General features: G+C 72.2%; 15 protein-coding genes. 8 read left to right on the forward strand and 7 right to left on the reverse strand.

Annotated features, from left to right (window positions below):
- Window positions 1–693, reverse strand: a 693-nt coding sequence (locus IEY71_RS06715; RefSeq protein ID WP_189084465.1) for an alpha/beta fold hydrolase, incomplete at its 3' end; no start/stop codon positions are given.
- 130 nt (window positions 694–823) lie between these two features.
- Between IEY71_RS06715 and IEY71_RS06720 the strand changes: the two genes are divergently transcribed.
- Complete coding sequence (locus IEY71_RS06720; RefSeq protein ID WP_189084466.1) at window positions 824–1828, forward strand: methyltransferase; 1005 nt, start codon at window positions 824–826, stop codon at window positions 1826–1828.
- Window positions 1829–1894: 66 nt separating this feature from the next.
- Here the strand turns inward: IEY71_RS06720 and IEY71_RS06725 are convergent, their stop codons facing one another.
- Window positions 1895–2479, reverse strand: coding sequence for a TetR/AcrR family transcriptional regulator (locus IEY71_RS06725; protein ID WP_189084467.1), 585 nt, complete (start codon window positions 2477–2479; stop codon window positions 1895–1897).
- 222 nt (window positions 2480–2701) lie between these two features.
- A complete protein-coding gene (locus tag IEY71_RS06730; RefSeq protein ID WP_189084468.1) occupies window positions 2702–3298 on the reverse strand; it encodes a TetR/AcrR family transcriptional regulator in 597 nt (198 codons plus the stop codon).
- A 234-nt stretch (window positions 3299–3532) separates the two neighbouring features.
- On the opposite strand from IEY71_RS06730, the gene IEY71_RS06735 reads away from it, so the two are divergent.
- From IEY71_RS06735 to IEY71_RS06755, 5 genes are read left to right on the forward strand one after another with little or no spacing between them, the layout of a single operon-like run.
- A complete protein-coding gene (locus IEY71_RS06735) occupies window positions 3533–4534 on the forward strand; it encodes an ABC transporter substrate-binding protein (protein ID WP_189084469.1) in 1002 nt (333 codons plus the stop codon).
- Window positions 4535–4540: 6 nt separating this feature from the next.
- Window positions 4541–5317, forward strand: coding sequence for an ABC transporter permease (locus tag IEY71_RS06740; protein ID WP_189084470.1), 777 nt, complete (start codon window positions 4541–4543; stop codon window positions 5315–5317).
- Complete coding sequence (locus IEY71_RS06745) at window positions 5317–6153, forward strand: ABC transporter permease (RefSeq protein ID WP_189084471.1); 837 nt, start codon at window positions 5317–5319, stop codon at window positions 6151–6153. Before IEY71_RS06740 ends, IEY71_RS06745 begins: the two co-directional genes overlap by 1 nt.
- Complete coding sequence (locus IEY71_RS06750; protein WP_189084472.1) at window positions 6150–6944, forward strand: ABC transporter ATP-binding protein; 795 nt, start codon at window positions 6150–6152, stop codon at window positions 6942–6944. Before IEY71_RS06745 ends, IEY71_RS06750 begins: the two co-directional genes overlap by 4 nt.
- A 1-nt stretch (window position 6945) precedes the next feature.
- The gene (locus IEY71_RS06755) at window positions 6946–9255 is read left to right on the forward strand and encodes an arylsulfatase (RefSeq protein ID WP_189084473.1); all 2310 of its coding nucleotides are present in this window, start codon (window positions 6946–6948) and stop codon (window positions 9253–9255) included.
- A 362-nt stretch (window positions 9256–9617) separates the two neighbouring features.
- Here the strand turns inward: IEY71_RS06755 and IEY71_RS06760 are convergent, their stop codons facing one another.
- From IEY71_RS06760 to IEY71_RS06775, 4 genes are all read right to left on the reverse strand, one after another.
- Window positions 9618–11282: an amidohydrolase gene (locus tag IEY71_RS06760; RefSeq protein WP_189084474.1), complete on the reverse strand. Its 1665-nt coding sequence runs from the start codon at window positions 11280–11282 to the stop codon at window positions 9618–9620.
- Window positions 11282–12115, reverse strand: coding sequence for a molybdenum cofactor biosynthesis F family protein (locus IEY71_RS06765; protein WP_189084475.1), 834 nt, complete (start codon window positions 12113–12115; stop codon window positions 11282–11284). The genes IEY71_RS06760 and IEY71_RS06765 overlap by 1 nt, the downstream gene beginning before the upstream one ends.
- Window positions 12116–12173: 58 nt before the next feature.
- Entirely contained in the window at window positions 12174–14240 is a 2067-nt protein-coding gene (locus IEY71_RS06770; protein WP_189084476.1) for a primary-amine oxidase, read from the reverse strand.
- 227 nt (window positions 14241–14467) lie between these two features.
- Entirely contained in the window at window positions 14468–15928 is a 1461-nt protein-coding gene (locus IEY71_RS06775) for an APC family permease (RefSeq protein ID WP_189084477.1), read from the reverse strand.
- A gap of 238 nt (window positions 15929–16166) precedes the next feature.
- Here IEY71_RS06775 and IEY71_RS06780 point away from each other — a divergent pair, with 238 nt between their 5' ends.
- Window positions 16167–16931: an SDR family NAD(P)-dependent oxidoreductase gene (locus IEY71_RS06780; protein WP_189084478.1), complete on the forward strand. Its 765-nt coding sequence runs from the start codon at window positions 16167–16169 to the stop codon at window positions 16929–16931.
- A gap of 50 nt (window positions 16932–16981) precedes the next feature.
- Window positions 16982–17134, forward strand: a 153-nt coding sequence (locus IEY71_RS06785; RefSeq protein WP_189084479.1) for an SDR family NAD(P)-dependent oxidoreductase, incomplete at its 3' end; no start/stop codon positions are given.

Below are 17134 nucleotides of genomic sequence, written 5' to 3' on the forward strand. Positions count from 1 at the left end.
GGGGCTCGCGAGCGCGCCGAGGTGGTCGCCGGGCACCCGCACGAGCTGGCCGCGCGCGACGCCCTCGACGACGCGGTCGAGACCCGTCGTCATGGGATCGTCCGCTCCCGCGACGAACAGCACGGGGATCGCCGGCACGTCCTGCGCCGGGTCGAAGGGCTCCCGCGCGAGCCCGGCGATGAGGCGCGGCAGCGAGTCGCGGTCGCGGCCCGGAGCGGCGATCATCGTGGCCATCATGCCGAGCATGGGGTCGGCCGGCGCCTCGCCGTCCAGCGCGCGGACCAGGGCGGCGACGTCGACGCCGGCGAACGGCTCGAAGGGGCTGAGGCCGCCGAGGACGAGGCGCTGCACGCGCGGCTCGGCCGCCGCGAGCGCCCAGGCGAGCCGCGCCCCGAGCGAGTAGGCGACGACGTCGACCGGCCCGGACTGGGGGAGCGCCTCGCTGATGGCCCGGACGACCGTGCTCGTCGAGGCATCCTCGTCCGCCCCGATCGCACCGCCGGCGCCGTGCCCAGGCAGGTCGACGACGATCGCCTCGCGCCCGGAGGCGGCGATCGCCTCGGCGAGTCCGCTCGCCACGAAGTCGGTCTCGCCGTCCGAGGCGAAGCCGTGCAGGAGGACGACGGGGGCGTTGCCGCGGTCCGCGGCGTCGCCGACGGCGGGCAGGGTGCGGGTGCTGACGGTGAGTGGCATGCGTTCGCTTTCGACGGTGAATGAACGGGTGGATTTGTTTTTCTATGTTAGTAGAAAAACGTGTAGCATCGTGCTGAATCCACGACATCGCCGTCCCACGGATACGGGCGGCCGCACAGGAAGCGCAGCCATGACCGACACCCTCCAGCCCGCCGAGCGGGCCGCCAGCCCCGCCGCCATCGTCGACATCGCGATCGGCTTCATGGGCGCCAAGCAGCTCATCACCGCGAGCCGCATCGGCCTGTTCGCCGCGCTCGCCGACGGCCCGCTCGACGCCGAGGCGCTCGCCGCGGCGACCGGTGTGCCGCAGCGCCAGGTGCGGATCCTCGCGGACAGCATGAATGCCCAGGGGCTGCTCGAGCGCGAGGGCGGCCGCTACTCGCTGACGCCGGATGCCGCGGCCTACCTCACCGGCGACCGCGCCGAGATCGACCTGGGGCCCTTCCTCGCCTTCCTCGGCGACACCTCCTACGAGCAGTGGCGCGGCTACGACCGCACGGTCGACTCCGACGCCCCGGGTGTGCTCGAGCTCGACGAGGCCGGCTGGGGCCGCTTCCTCGCGGGCGTGATGCGCTACAACGAGCTGCACGCCGACGAGTTCGCCCGAGCCTTCGACGTCACCGGGCGGCGCTCGCTGCTCGACCTCGGCGGCCTCAGCCCGGCGTTCGCCGTCAACGTCATGCGGGCGAACCCCGAGCTCACCACCCGCTTCGTCGTCGCGCCCGACTTCGCCGACTCCGTCGCGCAAGCCGTGGCCGAGGCGGGCCTCGCAGACCGCGCCGTCGTCGAGGGCGGCGACACCGAGTCGGTCGAGCCGGGCGGCGAGCACGACCTCGTCTTCGTGAACCACGTGCTGCACCGCTTCACGGCGGAGCAGAACCGCGCCATCCTCGCGAATGCCCGCGCGGCCGCGGCACCCGGCGCGAAGCTCGCCGTGCTCGACTTCACGCTCGACGACGAGCCGCGCCAGCGCCGCATCGACGCGCTGCACGCGGGGGAGTACTACAACATCGACGGCACCGTCGTGTTCCCCGAGGCCGAGGTGCGCGAGTGGCTCGAGGGTGCCGGCTGGCGCTACGTGGAGACCATCGCGCTGCCGGGCAGCCCGCGCATCCTGGTGGCCGAGGCGCGCTGACCGCCCTGCCGCGCTCTGGAAACCCGAGTCGCCCGACTTCCCTGGAAGCCGGGCGACTCGGCGTTTCTAGAGGCGCTCGAAGAAGGCGCGGAGGTGTGCCTCCTGCAGTGCGGGTGTCGAAGTCTCGGGCGAGATGAGGCTCATGATGTTCGCCCCGACGTTGAGCAGCACGATCTCGTCGACGAGCTGCTCGTCGGGCGTGGTGGTCGTGATGTCGCCGTCCTCGCGACCCTCGGCGACGTAGCGGGCCAGCGCCCCGCGCCAGACCGCGAGGTGGGCGAGGTAGGCCTCGTGCAGCGTCTCGTTCGAGACGGCGCGCTCCCAGAAGGAGAGCAGCACGCGGCCGGAGGTGATCCGCTCCTCGTCGAGCGGCATCGCGGCCCAGCAGATGGCTCGGAGGGCGGCGACGCCGCGCTTGTCGGCCACCTCGGCCTCGATGTGCTCGCCCATCAGCCCGAGCGAACGCTCGTAGGCGCCCTGGATGATCTCGTCCTTGCCGGGGAAGTAGTGCTTGAGCGCGCCGTTCGCGAAGCCCGCCTCCGCGGCGATCTCGCGCATCGTCGCCGCCTCGATGCCGCCCTTGACGATGAGCCGCCAGGTGACGTCGACGATGTCCCGGCGTCGCTGGTCATGGTCGATCACCTTCGGCATCCGGCCCTCTTCCCGTCCTCGCGCGGGCGGCGCAGATCGCCGGCGCTCACGCGTCAACCAGTGTAGGCGAACGATCAGCGCCGGGCGCTTCGAACCGCCCGTGGTTCCCTGAGCCTGTCGAAGGGAACGCCCCGCTTCGACAAGCTCAGCGAACCAACCCGTGGATCCCTGAGCTTGTCGAAGGGGACGCCGCGCTTCGACGGGCTCAGCGAACCAGGGCGATCAGCGGCGGGCGCGGAAGCGGTCGAGCAGCGCGTCGAGGCCTTGGTCGAGGTGCGCGTCGCCCGCTTCGTCGGGCATCAGCACGGCGATCATCTGCCAGCCGGCGTTCCTCGCGGAGACTTCGTTCACCGCGGTCGCGATGTCGACCTCGGGCGCGAGTTCGCCGTCGTCTCGCGCCTCGCCGAGGAAGCGGTGCATGAGCTGACGCCAGCGCAGATTGTGCTCACGGTGGATCTCCCAGATCTCGCGGTCCTGGGCGGCGTGGTCCCAGAACGCGAGCACGACTTTCGCGTAGCGCGGGCCCGCCTCGCCGAACGGCAGGATCTCGAGGCACATCTCGCGGAGCGCGTCGAGGCCCCGGAGCCCCTCGACGCCCGCCAGGATGCGGTCGTTCGCCTGGGTGTGCAGCCGCTGGAACGCCGCGGTGAGCACGCTCTGCTTGTCGGGGAAGTAGCGGGCGATCGCGCCGTGGGCGTAGCCGGCCTCTGCGGCGATCTCGCGCATCGTCGCGCGCTCGAAGCCGTCGCGCACGATGAGCCGCATGAGCGCCTCGACGATGTGCGCGCGCCGCTCGTCGTGGTCCACGATCTTCGGCATGGCGCACCTCCTGTCGCGACGATCATACGGATGCCTCGCACCGATGATGCGCGTGGGTCGGGGAGGGATGCGGCGTTTCGTCTCCATTTGGTGATTATCGTTACCGATCCGTGATCCCGCACCGCACGAACGTCGGTATCGTTTAGTCACCAATCGGTGACTAACCGTTCGTGGCGAACCGCTCGCCCTCCCTGATCGAACCGGTCGCATCCCCCGACGACGAAGGAGTCGCTCATGAAGACCACCTCCCGCATCGCGGCGGCCGTGGCAGCCATCCCGCTCGCGGCGCTCGCGTTCACGGCCTGCTCGTCCGGCGCGCCCGCCGCCACCGACGGCGCGGACGGCGGCACGACCACCCTCAAGGTGGCGACCATCGGCCTCACCTCCGACGGCGCCCTGCTCACCGGCATCGAGCAGGGCTTCTTCGAGGAGGAGGGGCTCGAGCTCGAGACCAGCGTCGTCGCCAACCCGCCCGCAGGCCTCGCCGCCGTGCAGAGCGGGCAGGTCGACATCGCCTACTCGCCGAGCATCCCGCTCCTGAACGCACTCAGCCAGGGCGTGCCCGTCAAGGTCATCGGCGCCGCCGACGGCTACCCAGAGGATGCCGCCACCGCTGACGACCCGGCCGCCCTCGACGACACCGGGCTCTTCGCCGCCGCCGGCAGCGGGGTCGCCGACGTCGCCGACCTCGCGGGCAAGACCATCGCGATCCCGGCGCGCAAGGCGCAGCTCGAGGTCGTCATCGCCGGAGAGCTCGAGAAGGCCGGGATCGACCCCTCGAGCGGCGTGAACTGGGTCGTGCTCGACTTCACCTCGGCGGTCGCCGCGCTGAAGAACGGCACCGTCGACGCCGCCGGGCTCGTGAGCCCCTTCACCACCGAGGCGGCTGCGGCGGGCGCGACCCAGATCTCCGCCCCCTCGGTCGGCTTCTTCGAGCGCGGCGCGACGGGACTCTGGACCGCCGGCGCCTCGACCGTCGAGCAGAAGGCCGACGCGATCGCCGCCTTCCAGCGCGCCCTCGTGAAGACGAACGCCTACGCCACCGAGCACCCCGAGGAGGCCATCCAGGCCGGGCTCGACTACACCGGCTCGACGCTCACGCTCGACGAGGTCAAGGTGCCCGTCTGGCCGGCCGAGGTGAAGACGGAGGACCTCGAGCTGCCCAACGAGAAGATGGTCGAGCTCGGCTTCCTCCAGAAGCCCGTCGAGCTCGACGGCGTCATCGTCACGGGCTGATCCGGCATGCGCGTCCCGCTCCTTCGAACCGGGGCCGGCGCAGCCGGCGCGGTGGCGGCGCTCGGCGCCTGGCAGCTCGCCGCCACCGCGGGCCCGCTCGCCGACTCGCCGCTGCCGAGCGCAGCCGACTCCATCGGCAGGCTCGCCGGCCTCTTCGCGACGCCCGAACTCTGGCGGGCGCTCGGCGACACCGTCGTCATGGCGGTCGCCGGCCTCCTGCTCGCGACCGTCGTCGGCGTGCTGCTCGGCGTCGGCATCGGCACCTCGCCGCTCGCGATGCACGCGACCCGGGTACCGCTCGAGTTCCTGAAGCCGATCCCGCCGATCGTCATCCTGCCGGTCGTCGTGCTCGTGCTCGGGCCCACGATGGCGATGGGCGTGTTCCTCGTGTTCTTCGGCTGCTTCGTCGCCATCGCCGTGCAGTCCGCCGCCGGCGTCTTCGACACCGACCCGGTGGCCCGGGCGACCGGACGCTCCTACGGCATGGGCCGCGGGGAGATCCTCACCAGGATCGTGCTGCCGAGCGCCCTGCCGTACATCGGCACCGCCATCCGCGTCGCCGCTCCGACCTCGCTCATCGTCGCGGTCGTCGCCGGACTCCTCGGCGGCGGACCCGGCCTCGGCCAGAGCCTGCTGCTCGCACAGATCTCCGGCGACCAGGCGCAGCTGTTCGCCTACGTGCTCGCCCTCGGCATCCTCGGCCTGCTCGTGCAGGGCCTCAGCCAGTGGGGCGAACGGCGCCTGCTGCACTGGCATCCGCAGTACCGGAAGGAGGCCAGGTGATGGTCTTCACCTCGTCCATCCCCGCCCGCACCTCGGTCGCCCGCCGCGCCGGGCGCAGCGGCACCCCGCGCTGGGTGCTGATCGGCACCGAGGTGCTCGTGCCGATCGTGCTGCTCGCGCTGTGGTGGGTCGCGTCCGCGAACTCGACGAACGCATTCTTCCCGCCGCTGCAGGTGATCCTCGAGCGGCTCGTGCAGCTCGTGCAGACGCCGGCCTTCCTCGTCGACGTCGGGTCCTCGGTGGGCAACCTGCTGCTGTCCTTCGTTCTCGCGAGCGTTATCGGCGTGCTGCTCGGCGCCGCACTCGGGCTGGTGCGGCCGCTCGCCTGGTTCGTGGAGCCCACGATCCACTTCTTCCGCGCCATCCCGCCGGTCGCCCTCGTGCCGATCTTCGTCTCGCTCATCGGCTTCGGCAACGAGACGCGGATCATCTCGATCACGCTCGCCGCCCTCTTCCCGGTGCTCATCTCGACGATGGACGGGATCCGCGGCACCGAGCCCACCCTCGCCATGGTGAGCCGGGTGTACCGGATCGGCTGGTTCGACCGCCTCGTCTCCGTGACCCTGCCCGCGGCGAGCCCGCGCATCCTCTCCGGCATGCAGGTGAGCCTCATCACCGCCTTCGTCGTGATGATCGCGAGCGAGATGCTCGGCTCCTCGACGGGGCTCGGGGCGGCCACGCTGCTCGCCCAGCAGTCCTTCGCCATCGCCGACATGTGGGTCGGCATCCTCGTCCTCGGTGTGATCGGCTACGCGACCACGGCCGTGTTCACCCTCTTCCGGCGCCGCGTGCTGCGCTGGTACCTCGCCTCGCAACAGCAGGAGAAGAACGCATGACCTCCGACACCCTCCGCGACGCGCCCGTGCGACTCAGTGTCCGCGGCCTCGCCAAGAGCTACGACACGAAGCGGGGCAGCGTGCCCGTCATCGCCGACCTCACCTTCGACGTGCGGGTCGGGGAGATCGCCTGCATCGTCGGGCCCTCCGGCATCGGCAAGACGACGCTGCTGAAGTGCCTGACCGGCCTGCAGTCGATCAGCTCCGGCCAGGCCCTCATCGACGGGCGGCCCATCGACGGACCGCCCGAGGAGATGGCGCTCGTCTTCCAGGAGTACACCCGCTCGCTCATGCCGTGGCTCACCGTCGAGAAGAACGTACGGCTGCCGCTGAACCACCTGCGGCTCCCGGCGGCCGAACGGGAGGAGCGCATCCGCGGCGCGCTCGCCGCGGTCGGCCTCGCCGGCGCCGAGTCAAAGTACCCGTGGCAGCTCTCGGGCGGCATGCAGCAGCGCGTCGCGATCGCCCGCGCCATCGCCTACCGGCCCGAGGTGCTCGTGATGGACGAGCCCTTCGCCTCCGTCGACGCGCAGACGCGCTTCGAGCTCGAGGACCTGTGCCTGCGCATCCGCGAGCAGTTCGGCATGACGATCGTCGTCGTCACGCACGACATCGACGAGGCGGTGTACCTCTCCGACCGGGTGATCGTGCTCGGCGAGCGGCCGGCCCGGGTCACCGAGATCATCGACGTCGACTTCGGCGGCGCCCGGGACCAGCTCACCACCCGCGCGGTGCCGGAGTTCGCCGAGCTGCGCAGCGAGGTCTTCGAACTCATCCGGAAGGCGGGCTGAGGTGGGGGAGCGGCGCGGCTACGAGCGCTTCGCCGGCCGGGCGGCCGAATTCGCCTCCGAGTCCCGGCCGTCCTGGCCGGCCCGCCCGCAGGCCCCGGCCGGAGCGCCGAACGTCGTGGTGATGCTCGTCGACGACCTCGGCTTCAGCGACGTCGGCCCCTTCGGCAGCGAGATCCCCACGCCGAACATCGACCGGCTCGCGGCGGACGGATGGGTCTTCACGAACTACCGCACCGCGCCGATGTGCTCGCCCGCCCGGGCGGCCCTGCTCACCGGCCTGAACCCGCACCGGGCCGGCTTCGGCTTCGTGGCGCACATCGATCCCGGCTACCCGGGCTACGCCTGCGAGCTGCCCGAGGACGCGCCCACCCTCGCCGAGTCGCTGCGCGCCGGCGGCTACGCCACCTTCATGGTCGGCAAGTGGCACCTCACCGTCGAGTCCCGCCTGCACGACGGCGCCGACCGCGCCAGCTGGCCGCTGCAGCGCGGCTTCGACCGCTACTTCGGCAGCATGGACGGGTTCACCGCGCTGCACCACCCGCACCGGCTCGTGCGCGACAACTCGGTCGTCGACGTCGCGGAGTTCCCCGAGGGGTACTTCCTCACCGACGAGCTCACCGAGGAGGCGCTCGGCATGATCGACGAGCTGCGCGCCAACGACGCGGCCAAGCCGTTCTTCCTCTACTACGCGCACACCTCGGTGCACGGCCCGATCCAGGCCAAGGCCGAGGACATCGCCCGCCAGCGCGGCCGCTACGCCGCCGGTTGGGACGCCCTGCGCGAGGCGCGCTTCGCCCGGCAGCGCGAGCTCGGCATCGTCGCGCCGGGGACGCGGTTGCCGGAGGGTGAACAGGCGGATGCCGCGCTCATCCCGCCGTGGGAGTCGCTGACGGAGGCCGAGCGCGAGCTCTTCGCCCGGCACATGGAGGTCTACGCCGCGTCGGTCGCCGAGGTCGACGAGAGCGTCGGCCGGCTCGTGCAGCGGCTCGAGGAGCTCGGCGAGCTCGACCGCACGATCATCGTCGTCGCGAGCGACAACGGCGGGACCGCCGAGGGCGGCCCCACTGGCACCCGCAGTTACTTCGCCCAGTTCGGGCTCTCGGCGGAACTGCCGGCGGACTGGGTCGCCGACGTGCCGCGCGAGCTCGACGAGATCGGCGGCCCACGGGTGTTCGGCCAGTATCCGACCGGCTGGGCGCGGGTCTCGAACACCCCCTTCCGCTCGTTCAAGTCCTCGACGTACGAGGGCGGGGTGCACGCACCGCTCGTGCTCTCCTGGCCCGGTGCGCCCGGCGCCGTGAGCGGCCTGCGCGAGCAGTTCGTCTTCGTGGCCGACCTCGCGCCCACGATCCTCGAGCTCACCGGGGTCGCCCCGCTCACCGAACGCGGCGGCCGACCCGCGCCGCAGCCCGACGGTCGCAGCGTGGCGGGCCTCCTCAGCGATCCCGCCGGCCCCGGCCGCGAGGCGCAGTACTTCGAGTGCGTCGGTCGACGAGCGCTCGTCGCCGGGGACTGGAAGGCGCTCGCACCGGCCCCGCCCGCGCGGCAGGACGGCGCGGCCGGCGGGCGGTGGGAGCTCTACGACCTCGCGGCCGACCCCACCGAGACGCGCGACCTCGCCGCCCGGGAACCGGTGCTCGTCCGCGAGCTCGCCGAACGCTGGCGGGCCGAGGCGTGGCGGAACACGGTGTTCCCGCTCGACGACGACGGATCGCTGCAGGAGGTGCGTCCGGCGGGGGAGGCGGCGCTGTCGGAGCCGGTGGCGCTGACGCCGTTCCGCCCGCCGCTGGAACGCTTCCGCGCCTCGCGGCTCACGGTGCTGCGCTCCTTCGCCGTCGAGGTCGAGCTGCTCGCCGACGCGGATGCCGCGGGGGTCGTCGTCGCGCACGGCGACCAGGGCGGCGGCTACCTGCTCGCTGTCGACGAGGGGCGCTGGCTGCTCTCGTACAACGCCTACGGCGAATTGCACCGCGTGCGCGGCGGGCGAGTGGATGCCGGCCCGCACGGAGTGCTGCTGCGCGTCGACGAGCTCGACGGGCTGCGCTGGCGAGTGGCGCTCGAGGTCGACGGCGCCCCCGACGCGGTCGTGCCGTCGGTGCCGATGCTCTTCGGCATGGCGCCGTTCACGGGCATCAGCGTCGGCTACGACTACGGCGGACCGGTCGACTGGGGGCTGCACGAGGCGCATGGCGCCTATCGCTTCACCGGCGGATCGATCGAGCGACTGCGCTACGTCCCGGGTGAGCCGTCCCGGCACGACCGGCGGGTGCTCCTCGCGATCGACGAGGCCGTCGCCGCGATCGCGGACTGACCGGGCCGGGCGGATCGGCGCAGGGCACGGCGCCGATCCGCCCGTGGCCCCCTGAGTCTGTCGAAGGGAGCACCGTGGTTCCCTGAGCTTGTCGAAGGGAGCACGGTGGTTCCCTGAGCTCGTCGAAGGGAACCCCGCTTCGACGAGCTCAGCGGACCAGCCCGTGGTTCCCTGAGCTTGTCGAAAGGGAACGCTGTGGTTCCCTGAGCCTGTCGAAGGGAACGCCGCTTCGACGGGCTCAGCGGACCAGCCCGTGGTTCCCTGAGCTTGTCGAAGGGAACCCCGCTTCGACGAGCCCAGCGAACCAGCCGCTTCGACGGGCTCAGCGAACCAGTGCCGCTTCGACGGGCTCAGCGAACCACTCAGCGCACGTACACCCGCCGCCCGGCGAACCAGGTCTCCGTCACCGTGGTACGCACGAGCTCCTCCGCGGGGTGGGCGAAGGGGTCGCGGTCGAGCACGACGAAGTCGGCCGACTTGCCCGCGACGAGCGACCCGGTCTCCCCGCCGAGGCCCATCGCCTCGGCGGCGTTGCTCGTGAACGCCGCCATCGCCTCGTCGAGCGTGATGGCCTGCTCCGGCCACAGCGTGCCGGGGAACACCCCGGCGGGGTCGGCGCGGGTCACGAGGCCGTGGATGCCCTCCCACGCGTTCGGCGACTCCGAGACCGGCCAGTCCGAGCCGCCCGCGATGAGCGCCCCCGCGTCGAGTAGGGCGCGGTTGGGCTGCATCCGGCCGGCCCGCTCGGCGGGCAGCACGGTGGCGATGGCCTCCGGGATGACGCCGGGGAACCAGATGAACGGCGACATGTCGGCGGAGACGCCGAGCTCCGCGAAGCGCGGGATGTCGGCCTCGGCCACGAACTGCCCATGCGCGACCTGGTAGCGGGTCTCGGTGAAGCCTTCGGCGCGCAGGCGCGCGACCGTGTCGAGCACGAGGCGCACCGCGGCATCCCCGGAGCAGTGGATCTTCGCCGAGAGGCCGCGCTCGGCGGTGCGCCGCAACCAGCCCCACAGCTCATCGGGCGCGAGCGTCGTCTCGCCGAGGAAGTGATCGCCGTGCGCGTCGTCCGGCAGGTACGGTTCCAGGAAGGCGCCGGTGCGGGCGGGCGGCACGCCGTCGAGGAAGATCTTCACGAAGTCGGGTCGGTGGTGCTCGGTGCGGAACGCCTCGCCCTGCCAGACGAGCCCGTCGCCGACGGGGTCGTAGCCGAAGATCTGGTCGTTCACCGTGAGCGAGGAGACGACCCAGGCATCCAGCTCGCCGTCCGCGTCGAGGGCGCGCAGCGCCTCGAGGATCTCGAGCGAGACCGCCGCGTCCTGGAACGCGGTGACGCCGTAGCTGTTCAGCAGCTCGACGCCCCGCCGGGATGCCGCGCGGTGCTGCTCGGCCGTGAGCCGGCGCGTGCGGGCCATGGCCTCCTCGACGGGCAGGCCCGCGGACTCCAGCAGGACGCCGGTCGGCCGGCCGCTGACCGGGTCGAGCTCGATGACGCCGCCCTCGCCGCGGTCGGAGTCGGCCGTGATGCCGGCGAGCTCGAGGGCGCGGGAGTTCGCCCAGCGGTTGTGCCGGGAGTCCTCCATGAGCATCACCGGGCGCCCGCCGGATGCCTCGTCGAGTCTGGCCCGGGTCGCCTCGTTCGAGATCGCGGTGCGCAGGTTGCTGCCCCACGCCCCGCCCGTGATCCAGGCATCGGCGGGCAGCCCGGCCGCGTACTCGCGGACCGCCGCGAGCACCTCCTCGACCGAGCCGGACGACGAGAACGACAGCTCGAAGAGGTCCGTGCGCCCGGCGAGCGCGTGGTGGTTGTGCACATCCACGAGGCCGGGCATCAGGAAGGCGCCGTCGAGGGCGCGCCGCTCGGTGCCCTCGCCCGCGAGCGCGAGCGCCTCGGCCTCCGTGCCGACGGCGAGCAGCCGCCCGCCGCCGACCGCGAGGGCCTCGGCCGACGGTGCCGCGGGGTCACCCGTCCAGATGCGGCCGCCCGTGAGCACGAGCTCGGCGGGACCGCTGCTCGCCGTCGCCATCAGCGGGAGGTGTCGTACTCGTCGGGGTGCACGGTCACCGAGATCAGCCGGCCGTGCGCGCCGAAGGTGAAGTGCGTCGGCACCTCGCCCGACTCGTCGAGGCCGAACAGCACGCCGTGCGAACGGATCGCGCGGGCGTCGCGGTGGTCGGCGATCGTCACCGAGGCGCACGGGATGACCTTCTCGCGCCAGGCGAAGACGTAGATGCCGGGGCGGATCTGCCACACCGAGTTCTCGTCGGTGTCGGCGAGGCCGCGCTCCGGGCCCGCGAGGCACTGCCAGGTGTACCACTGCGGAGAGAGGTAGATGTGCTCGTACGCGTGCACCGGGCTGTACACCCACTGCACCCGGCGGCCGATGAGCGTCGTCGTCGGCGCGGGGGCCTCGCCGCGCAGCTCGATGCCCTCGATCCGCGAGGGGACGAAGATCTGCTGCACGCGGGTCTTGCCGGCCTCCGGCTCGGGCAGGATCACGCTGATCACGGCGAGCGCGTGGCCGCTGCGGAAGTCGAGCACGAGGGTGACGGCCTCGTTCGGCAGGTACTCGTGGTGGAACTGCACGTAGTACAGCTCCTCGTCGACCTTGACCGCCTCGTAGGCGTCGGTCTTCGCGGCGGCCTCCGTGGGGTCGCCCGCGCCCGGCTGGTACTCCCAGTCGACGGTGTGCTCGTTGAAGCGGTGCACGATGCGCGTGCCGCGCTCGTCGACGACCGCGACCTCGCGGCCCACGAGGTCGAGCGAGTGCGGCGCCTTGTTCGCGTCGAACCCGGGCGCGAGGCCGTCGAGCGGCAGCCAGGTCGAGGTGTCGGACAGATTCGTGGCGGTGTCGGTCATGATGCTCCAGTCGTCGTCATCGTCGGGGTGGTCTCAGCGCCTCAGTGATCTCGGCGGCTCAGTGGCCGCAGCGGCACTCGCCGCCGCCGCAGCATCCGCCCGCGGCATCCGCGCCGTGGCCCTCGCCGGGCGCGCAGTGCGCGGCCGCGCCGTCGGGCAGGTCCATCGCGGGGTTCTGGTCGAGGAAGCCGTGCGGCTTGAACCAGAAGCCCGAGTAGTCGACCGGCATGATCGGCCAGTCCTCGGTGCGCGGGATGTGCGTCGGCCCGAAGACGTGCCAGAGCACGAGGTCTTCGCCGTCGAGGCTGCGGTCCGCGGCCGTCCACATCGGCAGGCCGTCGCCGGAGTGCGCGTTGGGGTAGAAGCCGGCGGGGTACAGCTCCTCGGGGTCGTAGCGGGTGCCCCAGAGGTGCTTCGTGGCGAAGGTGGCGCGCGCGTACACGGAGGAGTCCGGCTGCGCCGCGAGGAGCGCCTTGCCCTCGGGGATGAGCCAGTACGCGGTCGGCTTGCCGACGACGTTCGTGCGGTGCGCGCTGCGCACCTCCCAGACGCGGCCCGTCAGGCCGTTCGCGACGCGCTGCGCCGCCGACTCGCTCGGCAGCTGCACGTCCGACCAGGTGAAGGCGTTGCCGTAGGGGTTGTCGGGACCGGTCGGGATGCCGACCATCTCGATCTCGTGCAGCGTGTTGTCCTCGCCGTCGATCGCCGCGTCGATGCGCGCGCAGAAGAGGTGCTGGTGCACGGGCGTGAAGATGCCGGGCGCGATCTCCGGCGCGTGCGGGTTCTCGCTGCCCGGGATGCCGGCGCCCGCGAACACGATCCCCGTCGCCTTCGCCTCGACCTGGATCGAGCCGTCGAGGTAGAAGTACCAGAAGAAGCCGTAGTCGTAGTTGCCGATCGTGGAGAAGTAGCTCACCACGAGGCGGCGGCTGCGGCGCGTCTCGGGGGTGCCGTCGAGGTCGGTGTGCTTCCAGAGGATGCCGTAGTCCTCCTCGTGCATGCACACCGCCTGCGGGATCTTCACCGGGTTGCCGTGGTCGTCGGGCACGAAGGCGTCGAAGTAGTGGATGACGCCGAGGCAGTCGCAGCCGAGCGCGAGCGAGTTCGCGTTCTTGCCGAGCAGGTACTCGCCCGCGTCGAAATAGCTGATCCAGTGCCGGCTGATCGAGGTGTCGCCGTAGGGCACGACCATCTCGGGCACGCTCGCGCGGTGGGCGACGGAGCGGTGCTCCTCGCCGTCGCGGAAGGTGATCTGGTTCAGCACCAGCCCCTCCTGCTGCGTGAAGCCGACGCGGAAGCGCCAGTTCTCCCACTCGACCAGGCTGCCGTCGACCGAGAAGCTCGGGCCCTCGGGCTGCGTGATCTCGATCGGCTTGAGCGAGGTGCGCGCCGGTCCTTGCGCCGCGGCCGTGTAGTTGCCGTGCTGCATCGGTACGGGCACGTCGCCCTCGTCGTCGATGCGGATCACGCGGCGCTCCGTGAGGTCCACGTGCACGACGAGCCCCTCGATCGGGTGCGCCCACGGGCTGTCCTGCTCGTCGAGCCGCAGGTAGGTGTGCGAGCGGACGATGCGCCGGCCCACCTCGTCCTCGCGGCCGAAGTGCCCAGGGGCGAGGGGGGAGCAGAAGGCCAGCTCCATGTGCTCCTCGAGCCCGCGGCGACGCATCGCCGCCCGCCACTCGGGCGAGGCCTTCACGATCGTCGCCGCGTCGTCGTACTCCTCGAAGAGGTACTGCGGCTGGCCGTACGGCGCCTCCGTGTTCGGCAGCACCCGGAACGCGTCGACCTCGCCGCGGCCGACCGCGACGATCGCCTCGCTCGCGACGCCGGTGTCCCGGTCGAGCAGGGTGACCCGGATGCGCCGGTCGAGCGGCTGGCCCGGCCGCCACGCGGCGAGCTCCGCCTTCTCCGGGTCGACCGGCAGCATGCGGGGCACGCGGGTGGATGCCGAGACGTGCCCGGCCTCGTCGAGGATCCGCCGCGCGGCCGCGATCTCCTCGGCCGTCAGCGGGTCGAGCGGGTGCTCGGCGCGCTCCGGGGTGGTCACCCGGGAGCCGTGCGTGTGCGTGGCGTCCGGGCGGTGGCTGCCCGCGGGGCGGAGGGAGAGGTCGGCGTGGTGCGTCATCGTGGTCCTCGATCAGGGGTCGTTGCGTCCAGTATCGGCCGAGGCGCCGGCCGCACGGTTGACCGTGCGCGCCGGCGCCTTGACGTTGCGTGCGAAGAGCGGGTGACCGTGCGCGGCGGCCCGGTCGATCCGCCTTGACGTTGCGTGCGAAGAGCGGGTGACCGTGCGCGGCGGCCCGGTCGATCCGCCTTGACGTTGCGTGCGAAGAGCAGGTGACCGTGCGACCCTTACTCCACGACCTCGGTCGCGCGGGTGTGCACGTTGAACTTCTCGAGGTCGGTCTCGAGGCCGGCGTAGACCTCCGGCTTCCGCCGCTTGAGGTACGCCCCGTAGCCGATCCCGCCGACGACGGCCGCGGCGAGCAGCAGCGGCAGCAGCCGGATCCACAGCTCCTGGGAGCCCGCGACGACGTCGAAGTTCCAGATCGCCAGCAGGGAGATCGCGGCGATGCCGAGGAAGCCGATGCCGGGGGCGAGGAGCGTCGACCACAGCCTGCTGTCGCGCTGACGGCGGAACGCTACCACGATCGAGAGCGCCGCGAGCCCCTGCAGGATGAGCACGCTGAGCGTGCCGAAGCCGAGCATCGCGGGAACGAGCGTCACGATCGGGTCGGCGCCGGCGAGGAAGAAGACGATCGCCATGATCGCCGCGAACGCGGCCTGCACGGCGCCCGCCACCTTCGGCGTGCCGTTCGCACCGGTGCGGGCGAGCGCCCGCGGCAGCACGCGAGCCCGGCCGAGCGCGAAGAGGTAGCGGGTGGCCGAGTTGTGGAACGCGAGCATCGCGGCGAAGAGGCTGACGAGCAGCAGGATCATCATCACCGTCGTGAGCGGCCCGCCGAGGTACTGCTGCGAGAGCGAGAAGATCAGGTCGCCGGTCGGCAGGTGGTCGATCGCGGTCTGCTGCGCCTGCGCGACGCCCGTGGCGCTCACGACGGCCCAGGTGGTGACGCCGAGGATGAGGCCGATCGCGGTGATCGCGATGTACGTGGCGCGCGGGATGGTGCGCAGCGGGGTCTTCGCCTCCTCGCTGAAGAGCGCCGTCGCCTCGAAGCCGAGGAAGCCGGTCGCGGCGAGCAGCAGGCCGATCGGCAGCGAGCCGGAGAACACCCACTCCGGGCTGAACGCGGCGACGTCGTAGCCGGTCTGCACGAGCACCGAGATGTCGAACACGACGAGCATGAGCACCTCGAGCACGAGGCAGACGCCGAGGATCTTCGAGGAGAAGTCCACGCCGATCCGGGCGAGCACGAAGCACACCACGATCGAGGCGAGGCCCCAGACCAGCCAGTGGATGTTCACCCCGGTGAGGTCGGCGATGATCGTCTGCATGAAGAAGCCGCTCGTGCCGATCGTGCCGACGACGAAGAAGTTGTAGCCGAGCGTCGCGATGAGGCCCGCGACGAGCCCGCCGGTGCGCCCGAGGCCCTTCACGACGAAGGCGTAGAAGCCGCCGGCGTTGACGAGCTGCTTCGACATCTGCCCGTAGCCGATCGCGAAGAGCAGCAGCACGATCGCGACGATGAAGAACGAGGCGGGCGTGCCGCCGCCGTTGCCGAGGGCGATCGCGAGCGACGCGACGACGATGATGCCCGTGAGCGGCGCCACTGCCGCGAGCACGAGGAAGACGATGCCGGCGACGCCGAGGGCGTTTCGCCGGAGTTCATTGGGGGCGGAGTGTTCGCTCACTGCTGGATCCTTCGATCTCGGGAACTGTGGGTGCAGGTCTGGGGGTAGCAAGGATTCTGGCGCTGGAGCGGATGCCTCGGCTTGACGCCGAGCGAACGGCAGTGGTGTTCCAGCGCACGGTCGAGCGGCGCGGCTGCCGGGCGGCGGCCCGGCCGGTGCAGGATGGCGGATGCCGGCGGGTGCCGATCAGGGGGCGCCCGCCGGCGCACCACCGCACGACGGCAGAGAGGCCAGCCGGATGAGACTCGGACTCGAGGGACGCCCGGCGCTCGTCACGGGCGCGGCGAGCGGCATCGGCCGCGCGGTCGTGCAGCGTCTGCTCGACGAGGGCGCGCGGGTCGCGGCCGTCGATCGCGACGCGGACCGCCTGCGCTCCGCGTGGGCTGGAACCGCCGGGGTCGTGCCGATCGCCGCCGACGTCGCCGACGAGGCATCCGTCGCCGCCGCGGTCGCGGAGGCGACCGCCGAGCTCGGCGGCCTCGCCGTCGTCGTCGGCTGCGCCGGGATCTCGGGCCCCGTCGGCACGAGCCTCGACGAGACGCCCCTGGCCGACTGGCAGGCCGTCTTCGCCGTGAATGTCACCGGCTCGTTCCTGCTGCTGAAGCACACCGCCGCCGCCCTGCGCGCCGCGGCCGCCCGTTCGGGCGACGCCGCCGTCGTGCTGCTCGCGAGCGACTCCGCCCTCGTCGCCGCCCCCGGCATGGCGCCGTACTGCGCCTCGAAGGCCGCGGTGGTGCAGCTCGCCCGCGCCGCGTCGGTGGAAGCGGCCGGCACCGGCGTCCGGGTGAACACCGTCTGCCCCTCCGTCGTCGACACCCCGATGAGCCGCGGCGACCTCGGTCTCGAGGAGCGCGGCTTCGACGGCCTCGACTACCCGGTGCAACGCCCGGAGGAGGTGGCCGACGAGGTGCTCTTCCTCGCGTCGCCGCGGGCGCGCGCGATCACGGGCACCTCGCTCGTGAGCGACTTCGGCTACACGGCCCGCTCGGGGTTCCCGGCCTGAGCCGGGACCGGGGCGAACCCCACGACCGCAACGACAGGAAGGAGCCCGCCATGGGCTACGCGGGATCATCGACGGCGGGCAAGGTCGTCGTCATCACGGGCGGCGGCACCGGCATCGGCGCCGCCATCGCGGAGCGCTACGCGGCGGAGGGCGCGCACGTCGTCGTCGTCGGCCGCCGCCGCGAACCCCTCGAGCGGGTCGCG

This window comes from Agromyces mediolanus (assembly GCF_014648575.1).
Lineage (GTDB): Bacteria > Actinomycetota > Actinomycetes > Actinomycetales > Microbacteriaceae > Agromyces > Agromyces mediolanus.

What these genes read in the sequence shown, in the direction of transcription:
- IEY71_RS06735 (WP_189084469.1), top strand. Translation starts at nt 3,533, where the DNA reads ATGAAGACCACCTCCCGCATCGCGGCGGCCGTGGCAGCCATCCCGCTC.
- IEY71_RS06770 (WP_189084476.1), bottom strand. Translation starts at nt 14,240, where the DNA reads ATGACGCACCACGCCGACCTCTCCCTCCGCCCCGCGGGCAGCCACCGC.
- IEY71_RS06730 (WP_189084468.1), bottom strand. Translation starts at nt 3,298, where the DNA reads ATGCCGAAGATCGTGGACCACGACGAGCGGCGCGCGCACATCGTCGAG.
- IEY71_RS06765 (WP_189084475.1), bottom strand. Translation starts at nt 12,115, where the DNA reads ATGACCGACACCGCCACGAATCTGTCCGACACCTCGACCTGGCTGCCG.
- IEY71_RS06720 (WP_189084466.1), top strand. Translation starts at nt 824, where the DNA reads ATGACCGACACCCTCCAGCCCGCCGAGCGGGCCGCCAGCCCCGCCGCC.
- IEY71_RS06745 (WP_189084471.1), top strand. Translation starts at nt 5,317, where the DNA reads ATGGTCTTCACCTCGTCCATCCCCGCCCGCACCTCGGTCGCCCGCCGC.
- IEY71_RS06780 (WP_189084478.1), top strand. Translation starts at nt 16,167, where the DNA reads ATGAGACTCGGACTCGAGGGACGCCCGGCGCTCGTCACGGGCGCGGCG.
- IEY71_RS06725 (WP_189084467.1), bottom strand. Translation starts at nt 2,479, where the DNA reads ATGCCGAAGGTGATCGACCATGACCAGCGACGCCGGGACATCGTCGAC.
- IEY71_RS06760 (WP_189084474.1), bottom strand. Translation starts at nt 11,282, where the DNA reads ATGGCGACGGCGAGCAGCGGTCCCGCCGAGCTCGTGCTCACGGGCGGC.
- IEY71_RS06750 (WP_189084472.1), top strand. Translation starts at nt 6,150, where the DNA reads ATGACCTCCGACACCCTCCGCGACGCGCCCGTGCGACTCAGTGTCCGC.
- IEY71_RS06740 (WP_189084470.1), top strand. Translation starts at nt 4,541, where the DNA reads ATGCGCGTCCCGCTCCTTCGAACCGGGGCCGGCGCAGCCGGCGCGGTG.